The sequence below is a fragment of the Coprococcus sp. LG101-27 genome, assembly GCF_027695515.1.
GTDB classification, from domain to species: domain Bacteria; phylum Bacillota; class Clostridia; order Lachnospirales; family Lachnospiraceae; genus Allocoprococcus; species Allocoprococcus comes.
Genome location: NZ_JAQEUJ010000042.1, coordinates 1 through 12821 on the forward strand (window position 1 = coordinate 1; position 12821 = coordinate 12821).

The 12821-nt window shown below is 41.9% G+C and carries 22 protein-coding genes; 18 read left to right on the forward strand and 4 right to left on the reverse strand.

The genetic code is table 11. From position 1 onward, the window contains the following. Positions 1 to 438 precede the first annotated feature (438 nt). Both PG766_RS16250 and PG766_RS16255 read left to right on the forward strand, forming a co-directional pair. Positions 439 to 1428, forward strand: coding sequence for a tyrosine-type recombinase/integrase (locus PG766_RS16250; RefSeq protein ID WP_118199360.1), 990 nt, complete (start codon positions 439 to 441; stop codon positions 1426 to 1428). A gap of 113 nt (positions 1429 to 1541) precedes the next feature. Further along, positions 1542 to 1916: a hypothetical protein gene (locus PG766_RS16255; RefSeq protein WP_118199361.1), complete on the forward strand. Its 375-nt coding sequence runs from the start codon at positions 1542 to 1544 to the stop codon at positions 1914 to 1916. A 1-nt stretch (position 1917) separates the two neighbouring features. Here PG766_RS16255 and PG766_RS16260 read toward each other — a convergent pair whose 3' ends face one another. Further along, positions 1918 to 2211: a hypothetical protein gene (locus PG766_RS16260; protein WP_117835804.1), complete on the reverse strand. Its 294-nt coding sequence runs from the start codon at positions 2209 to 2211 to the stop codon at positions 1918 to 1920. A gap of 74 nt (positions 2212 to 2285) precedes the next feature. On the opposite strand from PG766_RS16260, the gene PG766_RS16265 reads away from it, so the two are divergent. From PG766_RS16265 to PG766_RS16300, 8 genes are all read left to right on the forward strand, one after another. Next, on the forward strand, positions 2286 to 2699 hold the full coding sequence (locus tag PG766_RS16265) for a hypothetical protein (RefSeq protein ID WP_270591327.1): 414 nt from the start codon (positions 2286 to 2288) through the stop codon (positions 2697 to 2699). A 64-nt stretch (positions 2700 to 2763) separates the two neighbouring features. Further along, entirely contained in the window at positions 2764 to 2904 is a 141-nt protein-coding gene (locus PG766_RS16270) for a CD1375 family protein (RefSeq protein ID WP_172676495.1), read from the forward strand. 13 nt (positions 2905 to 2917) lie between these two features. Then, positions 2918 to 3802, forward strand: a complete 885-nt coding sequence (locus PG766_RS16275) for an Ig-like domain-containing protein (RefSeq protein ID WP_270591329.1) — start codon at positions 2918 to 2920, stop codon at positions 3800 to 3802. Between the two features lie 11 nt (positions 3803 to 3813). Beyond that, positions 3814 to 4197 (forward strand): PF13754 domain-containing protein, encoded by a 384-nt coding sequence (locus PG766_RS16280; protein ID WP_270591330.1) that lies wholly within the window; start codon positions 3814 to 3816, stop codon positions 4195 to 4197. Beyond that, positions 4184 to 4450, forward strand: coding sequence for a hypothetical protein (locus PG766_RS16285; RefSeq protein WP_270591332.1), 267 nt, complete (start codon positions 4184 to 4186; stop codon positions 4448 to 4450). Before PG766_RS16280 ends, PG766_RS16285 begins: the two co-directional genes overlap by 14 nt. Further along, complete coding sequence (locus PG766_RS16290; protein WP_182451032.1) at positions 4450 to 4611, forward strand: hypothetical protein; 162 nt, start codon at positions 4450 to 4452, stop codon at positions 4609 to 4611. Before PG766_RS16285 ends, PG766_RS16290 begins: the two co-directional genes overlap by 1 nt. 16 nt (positions 4612 to 4627) lie before the next feature. Continuing rightward, entirely contained in the window at positions 4628 to 5101 is a 474-nt protein-coding gene (locus PG766_RS16295) for a phage holin family protein (protein ID WP_270591336.1), read from the forward strand. Between the two features lie 28 nt (positions 5102 to 5129). Beyond that, positions 5130 to 6320 (forward strand): GH25 family lysozyme, encoded by a 1191-nt coding sequence (locus tag PG766_RS16300; protein ID WP_270591338.1) that lies wholly within the window; start codon positions 5130 to 5132, stop codon positions 6318 to 6320. A gap of 20 nt (positions 6321 to 6340) precedes the next feature. Here PG766_RS16300 and PG766_RS16305 read toward each other — a convergent pair whose 3' ends face one another. Both PG766_RS16305 and PG766_RS16310 read right to left on the reverse strand, forming a co-directional pair. Continuing rightward, the gene (locus PG766_RS16305) at positions 6341 to 6622 is read right to left on the reverse strand and encodes an ABC transporter substrate-binding protein (RefSeq protein ID WP_243014501.1); all 282 of its coding nucleotides are present in this window, start codon (positions 6620 to 6622) and stop codon (positions 6341 to 6343) included. A 121-nt stretch (positions 6623 to 6743) separates the two neighbouring features. Further along, positions 6744 to 7043: a hypothetical protein gene (locus PG766_RS16310; RefSeq protein WP_243014500.1), complete on the reverse strand. Its 300-nt coding sequence runs from the start codon at positions 7041 to 7043 to the stop codon at positions 6744 to 6746. A 119-nt stretch (positions 7044 to 7162) separates the two neighbouring features. Here PG766_RS16310 and PG766_RS16315 point away from each other — a divergent pair, with 119 nt between their 5' ends. The 6 genes from PG766_RS16315 to PG766_RS16340 all read left to right on the forward strand — a co-directional run bounded on the left by PG766_RS16315 (position 7163) and on the right by PG766_RS16340 (position 10488). After that, positions 7163 to 7540, forward strand: a complete 378-nt coding sequence (locus tag PG766_RS16315) for an SdpI family protein (protein WP_117558887.1) — start codon at positions 7163 to 7165, stop codon at positions 7538 to 7540. Positions 7541 to 7554: 14 nt separating this feature from the next. Continuing rightward, positions 7555 to 8103 (forward strand): alpha/beta family hydrolase, encoded by a 549-nt coding sequence (locus tag PG766_RS16320; RefSeq protein WP_055249293.1) that lies wholly within the window; start codon positions 7555 to 7557, stop codon positions 8101 to 8103. Positions 8104 to 8306: 203 nt separating this feature from the next. Further along, entirely contained in the window at positions 8307 to 8675 is a 369-nt protein-coding gene (locus tag PG766_RS16325) for a VOC family protein (protein ID WP_055262281.1), read from the forward strand. A gap of 175 nt (positions 8676 to 8850) precedes the next feature. Next, complete coding sequence (locus PG766_RS16330; protein ID WP_117558891.1) at positions 8851 to 9807, forward strand: ketopantoate reductase family protein; 957 nt, start codon at positions 8851 to 8853, stop codon at positions 9805 to 9807. 128 nt (positions 9808 to 9935) lie between these two features. After that, complete coding sequence (locus PG766_RS16335; protein WP_008369481.1) at positions 9936 to 10196, forward strand: hypothetical protein; 261 nt, start codon at positions 9936 to 9938, stop codon at positions 10194 to 10196. Between the two features lie 31 nt (positions 10197 to 10227). After that, positions 10228 to 10488 carry a hypothetical protein gene (locus PG766_RS16340; protein WP_243014499.1) on the forward strand — a complete coding sequence of 87 codons (261 nt, stop codon included), beginning with the start codon at positions 10228 to 10230 and terminating at the stop codon, positions 10486 to 10488. A 77-nt stretch (positions 10489 to 10565) separates the two neighbouring features. On the opposite strand, the gene PG766_RS16345 is transcribed toward PG766_RS16340, so the two are convergent. Further along, entirely contained in the window at positions 10566 to 10775 is a 210-nt protein-coding gene (locus tag PG766_RS16345) for a hypothetical protein (protein ID WP_118199350.1), read from the reverse strand. A gap of 301 nt (positions 10776 to 11076) precedes the next feature. On the opposite strand from PG766_RS16345, the gene PG766_RS16350 reads away from it, so the two are divergent. Both PG766_RS16350 and PG766_RS16355 read left to right on the forward strand, forming a co-directional pair. Next, positions 11077 to 12417 carry an MATE family efflux transporter gene (locus PG766_RS16350; RefSeq protein ID WP_117823754.1) on the forward strand — a complete coding sequence of 447 codons (1341 nt, stop codon included), beginning with the start codon at positions 11077 to 11079 and terminating at the stop codon, positions 12415 to 12417. A 97-nt stretch (positions 12418 to 12514) separates the two neighbouring features. Beyond that, complete coding sequence (locus PG766_RS16355; RefSeq protein ID WP_055249282.1) at positions 12515 to 12772, forward strand: hypothetical protein; 258 nt, start codon at positions 12515 to 12517, stop codon at positions 12770 to 12772. The last annotated feature ends 49 nt before the right edge of the window (positions 12773 to 12821 follow it).

Consider the following 12821-nt stretch of genomic DNA (forward strand, 5'->3'; position numbering starts at 1 on the left):
TCTGCTTTTTTTAATTTTTAAATTAACTTAATGACATTGCCCATGTGCCTCCATTTTTATACGAAGTAATATGAAGCTTATCGCCTTTGCTACATTTTCCTGCAAAAGTAGAAACTAATTTGTAATAGTTTCCGTTATTTCCCATATTTACATTGTTTAATGCACAAGAGATTTCCTGTTTATAGCTTTCACTGCTGATATTGGAGGAAACTGTAACGATAAAGGCATATGTAATGCCAGCTTTCAAAAAGCTATTGGTATCCCAATTTACTGTTCCTTGCGCAGTTGAATCAACGATTATTGGTTTTCTGTTTTCTAAAACAGTGTTAGTTTTGGCTAAATTCGCATTCGTGGTTGTTATTTTGGAATTTATATTTACTAATTTGCTACTTAATTCAGTACGCCAGTTGATATACTGAAAGCAAAAAGGAGCAATGTATGGAAGCGAAAATAATGGATGTATTGCGAAGAATGCAACCGGTTTTAGATGAAATGCAACTACGTGAGCTGAAAGAAGTGTTACAGATGACATTTACCGGATGCAGAGTAATCCAGGAAACGGACCTGCAGGTTGTAGACAGGAGCTGGGAAGTGGATCTGGAAGAGTTTCTGATGAGTAAAGCACTGGAAGGAAAAGCATCAAAGACAGTGAAGCAATATCGGTATGAACTGGTTCGGTTACTGACCTATATCAATAAGCCGGTGAAGAACATAGATTCAGGAGATATCTCTGGATTCATGCGGGCTTATAAAATGATCCGCAAGGTAGCAAACCAGACACTAAAGAACGTCCGGGCGGTGTATAGTAGCTTTTTCGGATGGCTGCGAGATCGTGACCGGATTCGGAGAAATCCGATGGTGCTGGTGGAATCTATCAAAGTAGAAAAGAAGATCCGGAAACCATATACTGATGAAGAACGGGAGCGGATGCTGCGTAAATGCAGCAGTCTTCGGGATAAAGCGTTACTAGAATTCCTATATAGCACAGCAGTCAGAGTATCGGAGCTTTCAGAGATTAACAGGGAAGATATCCGGTATGCGAATAAAGAGCTGATTGTATATGGAAAAGGAGCGAAAGAAAGGACGGTGTACATCAATGAACGAACCAACATGTACCTGAAAGAATATCTGGAAAGCAGAAAAGACAATGATCCGGCGCTATTTGTCGGAAGCAAGAAACCGAATAGCCGGCTGACGAAAACAGGAATTGAGGATATCATCCGGCGGATTGGAGAGAAGGCGGGCGTAGAAAATGCGCATCCGCATCGATTCCGGAGGACGGCTCTGACAAATGCATTGAACCGCGGAATGCCTCTGCAGGAGGCTATGATATTTGCGGGACACGCAAAGTCAGAGACAACCATGCGATATTGTACAGTGAATCAGGAAGGTGTACGGTATCATCACTTTAAATATTTAAGTGCATAAGTAAATAAACTTATTTATTTACACTCGGCATTGGTCGGGTGTTTTTGCTATGCGCTTTTATATATGTAACTTTATCAACCAGTCAAAGGAGGGATTCTGAACTAAGTAGCAAATTGGCAAAATCAAACGATAGTATTGCAGCCATAAACAATAAACTGATTTCTATCGTAGAACGAGGAGAAAAGAACGGATACAACTACATAAAATATTCTAATGGAGATGCAGTTGTATGGCGTAAATACACATGGAATACTGACGTTAGTGTAAGTTGGTATGGATTATATTTTGCTTCTAGCAAAGCTGTAGATTTTCCATTCACATTCAAGGAAGCTCCATTGATTATAGTATCTCCTGGAACTACAAATGAACTATACTGGATGGGAGTCAATGAAGTAAGCACAACTGGATATAAACTTACAGCTTATTCGGTAAAAAAGGGAATGTGTTATTCACAAGGCAATATGCTTATAATCGGAAAATGGAAATAATTTAGTTCTTTTTGTATAAAACGAATGCATTTAACAATGCGTTACATGCACCAGTTCCAAAATTATGTCCTTTTGTGTAAATCAAATTGCTTGCACTATTGTAATAGCATGAGGAAACATTGATCCATACATCCCAATTCCCAACCAGATCATAGCCGACTACACCAATGGGCGTATAGCCAGTTAAAGAAGGTGCCTTAATGTATTTTTCAAAATCCTTTCCTGCACCAACATTTATATTATTTGTTACAGTTACTTGCTTTACAGACAATAAACTTTTTAAATTATTGTTCATCGTTGTCTCTGCATTTTTTAATTTGCTATTTAATTCAGAATCCCTCTAAAAAGAAGAAAGGGGCAAACAGAAAAATGAAAATCACATTCAATGATGGTCAGGAACTGCAGATCCAGCAGGTCACTGAGCAGACGGATGGCGCACTTCTGATCAAGACCATTTCAGCATCCGAGGATCAGCTGAAGACTTTATTCTCTGATCAGACAACAACTAAGAGAATGTCTGTGAGCGAACGGGATGCAGATACCGTTGTGTATGAAAATTACACGAAGCTCGATGCAATCGTGAAGTACACGGCCGGCATTCTTGGTGTGTTAATGTACCGGGAAGGAGAAGATCCGGACAGCCGGATAGCAGCTTTGGAGGCAAGACTTAAAGAGGCAGAAGAGAAAAATACAGACCTGCAGTCAAGAGTCGAAAAAGCGGAGGAGAAAAATGAAATGCTCGAAGGATGCATTTTGGAAATGTCTGAAACGGTATATCAGTAAAACGATAATTGTATTAACCATTTTATTTTTATTCATATTATTACAAATTTCAGGAGGAAAAGAAATGATGGCAATGTTATGGGCACAGCAGATTATGTTAGGAAAGAAAACTTATTCACAGGTACCGAGACTTTTAAAGGACAAGGTAAAAGAGGTCCTGATTGATTCCGGAGCAGAAGATCTGGTAACAGAAGACAAGCAGTAGAGGTGAAGCGTAGATGGCAGTAAAAACAGCTCAATATATATTTAATGGTCAGGCATACAATCTGACCTATAATTCGACCTCCGGGAAATGGGAAGCTACGGTTACAGCTCCAAGTAAGTCGAGTTACAATCAGCCGGATCATGTTCTTGGCGGAACAGTAAAGGCTACAGATGCGGCCGGCAATACTACCACGGTGGATCAGAGTCATGTTACTCTCGGCGCACCACTTAAACTTCGCGTAAAAGAAAAGACAGCACCGACTATTACGATCACGGCACCGTCTGCAGGAGCGTATATCACAAATACAACTCCGACAATCGAATTCCAGGTAAAAGATGCGGATTCAGGGGTTAATGCAGGAACAATCGCAGTCACAGTTGATGGTACAGCCGTATCGACGGTAACAAAGACTGCTATTGACGGTGGATATAAGTGCACATGCACATCACCGACGTTAAAAGATGGATCGCATACGATTTCGGTCAAGGCATCCGACAACGATGGTAATGCAGCTGCAGCTAAGACAGCAACATTTACAGTTGATACAGTGCCTCCGACACTGCAGATCACGGCTCCATCAAATGACCTTGTAACCAATAAGAAGACAGTGACGATAACCGGTAAAACGGATGATGTTACATCTAAGCCAGTGACGGTAACGGTAAATGGAGCAACCGTAACAGTTGGAACGGATGGAACATTTACGAAAGAAGTGACTCTTGTTGAGGGTGCAAATACCATCACGATCGTGGCGAAAGACAAAGCCGGAAAGACTACTACAGTCACACGTAAGGTTACTGTCGATACGTCAGCTCCGGTGATTAAGTCAATCACTCTTACTCCGAACCCAGTAGACTGTGGAAAGACATTCATTATCGCTGTTGAAATTACAGACTAGGCGGTGAGCCTATGATAGTAAAGGTAAGCGGTAAGATAGACGGAAAAGAAGTAATATTTGAAAGAGCTGAAGGGGACCGGTGGAATGCCACGGTCCCTTATGATTTAGATGGAATGTATGTGGTGGAGCTGACGGCAGAAAATGATGCAGGCAATATTGCATACTGCACGAAGATGCTGTTGATTGTTGATCCGGCTACTCTATGCGTAAGACTTGTTCCACTTGATTATATGGTGGAAATTGTTCCGGAAGACTGTAAGGTTACAGTTATTCCGAAAGACTATGCTGTAGAGGCAGTTCCGGAGCAGTATCAAGTTATCGCAGAGCCAGATCCGCTCTTTGTGGAGGTAATTTATCCGATACATGGAAGGGGGTGTTGTTGTGAACAAAATTAAATTTATCCTGGGCGAAGACAAGCACGTTAAGCTATTGGTGCGAAGTCCTAACGATGAGCCATTTACGATTCTGACAGCATCTTATGAGCTGGCACGTTACACAGACATCGTGGTGCAAGGAGAGTGTGATATCAATGATCATTATCTTGACTGCAAGATTGCTCCGAAAGAAAAAGGAACACACGTACTGGAAGTAACGTATGCGGTTGCGGATTCGATCAGGAAGGCAAGGATAGAAGTAGAGGTGGTTTAATGCTTAAAATTACAGATGTGAAATTAAGTAAAAATACGGTTGCGACCGGGGAAAAATTTACGATTTCTGTACAGATCCAGGAAACGGTTGATTATCCGTATGACTATCCATACGATTATCCGATATCTTATACCGGAACAGCAAAGCCGGTAAAATCATAAAGAAAGAATGAGGAATATGAAAGTGGAACAGGCAAACTATATCAAAGCAATTTTTACGGCAGTATTTGCTTTCCTGTCGGCGCTTCTTGGAGTGCTTGCAGTGCCGGTGATCCTGCTGGTGGCATGTAATCTGATTGATTATGCTACCGGACTTATGGCAAGCAAATACAGAGCACAGGATATCAATTCCTATAAAAGCATCAGAGGAATTTTCAAAAAGGTATCTATGTGGCTGCTGGTTGTTGTAGGAGCAATAATAGATGAAATGCTTCTATATGCATCAACTTCAATTGGTTGGAAGTCACCGGTTACATTTCTGGTGGCGTGTGTCGTGGCAATGTGGCTGATCTGCAATGAGATTATCAGTATTTTAGAAAATATTCAGGACATGGGAGTGAATATCCCGGCATTTATGCAGCCGCTTGTGAAACACATCCGATCGCAGGTGGAAGATCAGGTGAAAGTAGATAATGATTCAGAGAGCGAATAGTCGCCCTCTTTTTGAAAGGAGAAACATTATGGCAATGAATGGAATTGATATTGCAAGTTACCAGGCAGGAATTGACCTCAGTGTGGTCCCGTGCGATTTTGTGATCGTAAAGGCAACAGAGGGAACAGGCTACGTGAATCCAGATTTCACAAGAGCTTACGCACAGGCTAAGAACGCCGGAAAGTGTCTCGGTATCTACCATTATGCGAATGGTGGAGATTACCAGAAAGAAGCAGATTACTTCCTTGATAGAATCGGAAAACGTGTAGGCGAAGCAATTCTCTGTCTTGACTGGGAGGGGAAGAGCAACCCGGCATTCGGTAGCTCGGATTTTGCATGGTGCAAGAGCTGGCTTGACTATGTATACCAGAAAACAGGCGTAAGACCTCTTTTGTATTGTTCGCAGTCTGTAGCCTATAAATTCAACAATATCGGAAACTATGGACTCTGGATTGCACAGTACGCAGACATGAACGCCACAGGCTATCAGGATAAGCCGTGGAATGAGGGAGCTTATACTTGTGTTATCCGGCAGTATAGCTCTTGTGGTAGATTGAATGGATGGGGCGGTAATCTCGATCTGGATAAATTCTACGGCGACAAGGACGCATGGAACAAGTATGCCGGAAAAGGAAACACAACCAAACCGGCAGAAACACCGAAACCGACAGTGAATACTCCGGGCGGATCCACGCTCGATCTGGTTGTTGGAGTCATGCAGGGCAAGTACGGTGATGGTGACAACCGCAAGAACGCCCTCGGAACACGGTATACGGAAGTGCAGAGCTTCATCGACCATATCTATTCTGCATCCGTAGATACACTGGTGAACGAAGTGAAAGCTGGTAAATATGGTAACGGTGACACAAGAAAGGTTGTTCTCGGTAGTCGTTACACAGAAGTCCAGAACAAGATCAACGCTGCGTTTGCCAGAAAATCAAATGAGCAGATCGCACAGGAAGTTCTTGCCGGTAAGTGGGGCAACGGAAACGACAGAAAGAATCGTCTTTCAGCTGCCGGATATGACTACAATACGATTCAGAATATCGTGAACGGTAAGTCAGGTGCTTCATCCGCACAGTATTACACTGTCCAGTCTGGAGATACGCTTTCCGGTATTGCAGCTGAATACGGCACGTCCTACCAGAAGGTTGCGCAGCTGAATGGAATCAGCAATCCGAATGTGATCTATGTAGGACAGAAGTTACGGGTAAAATAATAAATATTGTCTTGTACTAACTAAACTACCCCAAAACCAGTAACAAGAGTCAAATTAATTCCTTCATCCGCAAAATACCCATTTTCAATCGCAACGTATTGCGGGGCATAGAAGATAGAATGGGCGACTTCGTTCAGTGTCACAGAGACAGGAGAAGAATTGGTGTCATGACTGGCTTGGGAAGTGACGGTTTCAGCTTTAGGATTCGTGGCATTATCATCGGCAGGTGCAGAGCTGCAGGCTGATAAAAGGCCGACAGTTATAGCAGAAACAAAAAGTAAGGATATAAAATTTTTTTTCATAAGTCCTCCTGGGTGGTATAACATTCTCATTTAAGATATGCAAAAAATGTGAAATTGGTGTTTTTATCTGATAGCCAATCGTTCTCCGCTGAAGATTTTGAAACTCCAGAACAACCTGCAACTAAAAGTCCCTTATTTTATCATATAATTTATCCGAGTAATATGGCAGATAAATAATAGCAAAAGTATAAGCCATATGTTTCGCTTCGGTTAAGTCATTTGTCCTTTTTTCACCATAATATTTGCTCATAAGTGGCTGACTTCCATCACCTACGCCCTGCAATATCAGGTTGATGATCACCAGTGAAATATTAGGAGTCAGAGCAAGTCCGAAAGGAGCGAGTCCTGCCTTAAAAATTGATTTGTATAGAGAACCGAATTCACCAGCATTTGCACAAATTTCCAGTTTCTTTTTTACCACAAAATGCACAAGAACCGAAAACGGTTTGTTGATTAATTTGTCCCAAGAGAGTAAACTGAAACATAAGACATTTGGTGTGTGTATTTGAGAAAAACTGATAAAATAATGGAGGTGCGGTTATGGGATTCTGGATTTTTATGCTTATAATGGATTTACTGATTCCGTTTACAATGATCGGTTTCGGAAAAATGTTTTTGAAAAAAGCACCGGATCAGATCAATTATGTGTTTGGTTACAGAACATCAATGTCAATGAAGAATCAGGACACCTGGGTATTTGCACATCATTATTGCGGAAAGATCTGGTATATCTGTGGACTTATTCTTTTGGTGGTATCTTTAATTGTGTTACTTCTGGTTATGGGAAAGTCTAATGATGCCATAGGAAATGTCGGTGGAATTCTGTGTGTATTTCAGATGATTCCACTGGTGGGTTCGATCATACCGACGGAGATTGCACTCAGGAAAAATTTTGATAAATATGGAAATAAAAGATAAATCAGGAGGATGCCATGAAAATAGCAGTATTTTTCCCAGGCATTGGTTATCATTGTGATAAGCCACTTTTGTACTATGCAAGAAAACTGGTTCAGGAATATGGATATGAAAAGATAGTCATGCAGGAGTATTCCTATAATGGCAAAAATATACGCGGCGATAAAAAGAAAATGCAAGAGGCATTTGAGTGCTTGTATGCGCAGGCAGAAAAGAAGCTTGAAGAAATCGCATTTGACGAGTACAGTGAAGTTTTATTTATTTCCAAAAGCGTAGGAACCATTATTGCATCCGCTTATGCTGAGAAATATAAGATAAAATGCTGCCAGATTTTGTATACCCCGCTTGAACAGACTTTTATGTTTGAACATGATGATGCAATTGCATTTATTGGAACTGCGGATCCGTGGAGCGATGTAAAAAAAGTAATTGCATGTTCAAAGAATCAGGCAGTTCCGATTTATGTGTATGAGGATGCCAATCATTCATTGGAAAAAGAAAATATTTTACAAAACATTGATATCCTGAAAAACGTAATGGAAAAGACACAGAAGTATTTGCGGTAGCTATTCCAGGAAAGCTAACCCATTTGCACTGGAGGTGTCGAATAAATCCCGTGCAATCCGGATAACGTCGTGTGCATAGGATGGAAGATATCCTCCATGGCGGTGCGCCACTGGGAAAGGGAGTTGAATAGGAAAAGCCTATTTTTTACCAGGAAGATCAGAAAAAACTGATAGAGTAAAAAAATCAGGTTGTGGAGGAGAAGATGAGATTAAGGAATATCCTGATTGTCGTAAAAGACATTGAAAAATCAAAGAAATTCTATCATGATCTGTTTGGTCTGGATATCATTCTGGACAATGATGGAAACGTTATTCTGACAGAAGGACTTGTTTTACAGGACGAAAAAGTCTGGAAGGATGTTACAGGAAAAGAAGTTGTCCCGGAGAATAATTCCTGTGAACTTTATTTTGAAGAGCGGAATATTGAAGCATTTACTGAAAAATTAGAAAAACTGTATCCGGAAACCAAATATGTCACCAGGCTGATGACGTACAGCTGGGGACAGAAAGTGATCCGTTTTTATGATCTGGACGGCAATCTGATTGAAGTTAGGACACCGATGCGGGGATAAAGAGAAAATAACATACATCAGGAGGACAACAAAATGGCAGCGGTACTTTTACGTGCAGCATCTCTGGCGTTTGTCATGGTTCTTGGAATTTTATTGAAAAAGACGGGAATCGTCGGCAATCCGGCAAGGGTACTCCGAAAGGTTGAAAAATAGAAAATTTACGAGGTGAGAGAAGATGAAGATAAAATCAGTTGCAGTTTTAGGTGCGGGAGCAGTAGGCTCTTATGTGATCTGGGGTCTTTCTGAAAAATCAGATATCCGGCTTGGAGTGATCGCTGAAGGAGAAAGAGCAGAACGTCTGAAAAAGAACGGATGTGCGATCAATGGCAAGACTTACCATCCGGAAGTGTGGACTCCGGATGAGGCACATGACGTGGATCTGATGGTGGTTGCTTTGAAATACGGTTCACTGGAAGGTGCTTTGGAGAGTATACAAAAAGCAACAGGCGAGCATACGGCGATCATGAGTCTGATGAACGGTATTGACAGCGAAGAGATCATTGGCAGAACAGTGGGAATGGAGCATGTGTTACCGGCACTGATCAAAGTGGCTTCACATAAAGAGGAAGACGGTTATCATTTTGATCCACCGACCACACTTGGAATCATTTTCGGAGAACCGTCCGCACCGTTCGACAGCGAGCGGGTGAAAGCAGTGGAAGAGTTATTTGCAGATACCGGGATTCATTTCCGCTCCACAGAGTATATTCAGGAAGAGATCTGGTGCAAGTTCTGCCTGAATGTGTGCAGTAATCTGCCGCAGGCGATTCTGGGAGCAGGCGTTGGATGTTACCGTGACAGCGTGCACATGAAAGCAATCAGTGACGGATTAAAAAGAGAGCTGGAAGCAGTCGCACAGGCAAAAGGAATCGATATGAGCAAGACCGAAAGCTCGTCCGGACGTGGAAGTGCGGTTCCACCGTCAGCCAGATATTCCACCTTGCAGGATCTGGATGCCGGATGCCACACGGAAATCGATATGTTCTCCGGCGCGCTTGTTCGGATGGGAAAAGAGCTTGGAATCCCGATGCCGTATAATGAATACACCTATCATATGATCAAGGCGCTGGAAGAGAAAAACGATGGTAAATTTGATTATACCGGGAAGGAAGAACTGACCTGGTCAAAGTAGAAAATATAGAGCGGGTATGTTATGCTGAAATCAGCATAAATTAAAATGTGCGATTTCGGGACGAGATGTAAGATCAGATTCTTGTAAAAAGAACAACATAAAATGAAAAAAAGAAAGAGAGAGAAAGCATGAACGAATTATATGAAGCAATTGAAAAGAAAATCAAATCATCCGGATATCCGAGACTGATTTCCGGAGAGGATGTATACGATGATATCTGTGATCAGATTGAAGGAAAGGAAAATGGAGAATATATTTTACTTTCCAAATTTGATGATGATGTCGTGTTTGAATATCATATCACGATTCAGGATGATGATTTTAATCTTGGAATCCTGACCATGAAGACACCGGAAGGCGTATTTGAAGTAGATTTTGATGAGGAATAGAAGATGAAGATTACCGTTTATCTTGGTGCAAATGAAGGAAATGTTTTCCGAACGTCTGGAATTTTTCCAGAATAATTTTTATTTTTATGGCGAATATGCCCTGGTTGGAACAAAGGGCTATTGCTATGAAGGAAAAGATACGATCGAACATTTTGAAAAGCTGCGCAGCCGGGAAATTGAGCGCCTGCGGGTTTCTTTGGAGATGGCGAAAAAGGCAGGATACCAGAAATTTACCGGGATGATTTTTGGAGAAAATGAGACAAAGGATGTTCTATGCTTTTTCATGTTATAGTAGTAGTTACCAGCGTAAATATAAGGAACGGTTTCGGACAAAAAGAGCGAAACCGTTCCTTATTTGGTTGATAGAAATCACTCACATTTCTCCGGATCAATTTTCAGCGGTCGATAATGATAGACTTCTTCGTAGGATTCCAGCTCAGCTCTGTTTGTGGGACCGACAGGGATCAGACCGGTGCAGTCCTGCGCAGATGCTGCATTAGACAGATAATCGTAGGAATCGATGATCTTCTGATTGGATTTTTTGCGGGATGAAATATCAGAATGTTTTTCTTTTTTCATGGGGACCTCCTTATCTGATATGACACAGGCAGAAAAAAGTGAAAATCTTAAAAACTGCCGGCAGGATAAGATAAGTATGTGCTGATAGGTAGAAAGTATGTATGAAAAAAACGGTTTCTGTCTCATTTGGGTTTGAAAACTATGTGAGATAGAAAGAAAGCCGTCTGTTAAACGCATCAGGGCAAAAAATACTTGCATTCTGGGTTTAAGAAGACCATAATAGCAAAGGGATTTTTTTGAAATTATTTGAAATCAGGAATGAAGTAAGAGAGAAGCAGAGGAAAAAGGGAGTTAAAAGAAAATGGAACAAAAGCATATGTTCACAAATAAAATGATTGCAAATCTTCTAATACCGGTCGTTCTGGAACAGCTTCTGAACTCCATCATGGGAACAGCGGACACAATGATGGTAAGCAATGTGGGATCTGCGGCGATTTCAGCAGTATCGCTGGTGGATTCGATCAATGTGCTGGTGATCCAGGCGTTTTCTGCGCTGGCGGCAGGAGGCGCGATCGTCTGTGCACAGTATATCGGACAGAAGAATGTGAAGCGGGCAAATGAATCCGCAAGGCAGGTGCTGTTTATTATTACGGCAATTTCGGTTGTGATCAGCCTGATTTGTCTTGTTTTCCAAAAGCCGATGCTGCGTCTGATCTTTGGATCAGTGGAGGCGGAGGTCATGCGTGCGTCGGAAATTTATTTCTTTTACACGGCACTGTCCTTTCCGTTTATCGCAGCTTATGATTCGGCAGCATCGATTTTCAGGGCACAGGATAATACGAAAGGTCCGATGCTCATTTCCATGATATCCAATGTGATGAACATTGCAGGAAATGCAATGCTGATCTGGGGATTTCATATGGGTGTTGCAGGGGCAGCACTTGCAACTCTGATTTCACGTGTTTTCTGTGCAGTTGTAGTTCTGGCCCAGCTGCGTCAGGACAGGCAGCCGATCGTGGTGCGTGATTATCTGAAAATCCGTCCAGACTTCCGGATGATCCGGAGAATTCTAAGTATCGGTATCCCGTCAGGGGTAGAGAACAGTATGTTCCAGCTTGGAAAGCTTGCAATTCAGTCCTCCGTATCAACGCTCGGCACAGTGGCAATCGCGGCACAGGCAATGACGAGTATTCTGGAAAATCTGAATGGAATTGCAGCAATCGGAGTTGGCGTTGGGTTGATGACGATTGTTGGACAGTGTATTGGGGCTGGCAGAAAAGATGAAGCGGTTTACTATATCAAAAAGCTTTGTATGATTGCGGAAGTGATTCTGATCATCAGCTGTCTGAGTGTATTTGTACTGACAAAACCGATCACGATCCTTGGTGGTATGGAAAAAGAAAGTGCGGATATGTGTATCCATATGACGATGTGGATCACGATTGTAAAGCCATTGGTATGGATTATGGCATTTATCCCGGGCTATGGTATGCGCGCAGCCGGGGATGTGAAATTTTCAATGCTCACATCTTGCACGACGATGTGGCTGTGCCGTTTTTGCCTCAGCGTATTTATGATCCGGGTAGTTGGTGTCGGAGCGATGGGCGTGTGGATCGGAATGTTTTCAGACTGGACACTCCGTGGGATTATTTTTTCGTGGAGATTTCATAGCAGAAAGTGGCTGAAGCATCAGGTGATTTAAAATTCTTACATAGATTTTACATGGCAGATCCTTTGGATTTTACATACCTTTGTTAAGATTCTGTTAAAGGTAAGGAATTTGGAAAGGAAGATGTAAAATGAGAAAGCTGTGGGATTTCTGGAAGAATAAAAAATATGGAAAAAAGAGTATGACAGGATGGTTTCTGCTGACGAATGCATTATTGTGTGGGGTTATAGGTGCAGCACTTTGGGGAGTTGTCAGTCTGGTGGCGTTAAAAGGAATATCCTGGCTGATCATATTTGCAGGATATGCGATTGTTTTCCCGGGATTCCTCGGAGGTGTACTTTTTGCAATGAATGCGGAAACAACGATGGATGAATTAGAGATAAAATAAACTGACAGAGAAGGGGCTGTGAAATAAGTCCCTAAAAGAAATAGGACCA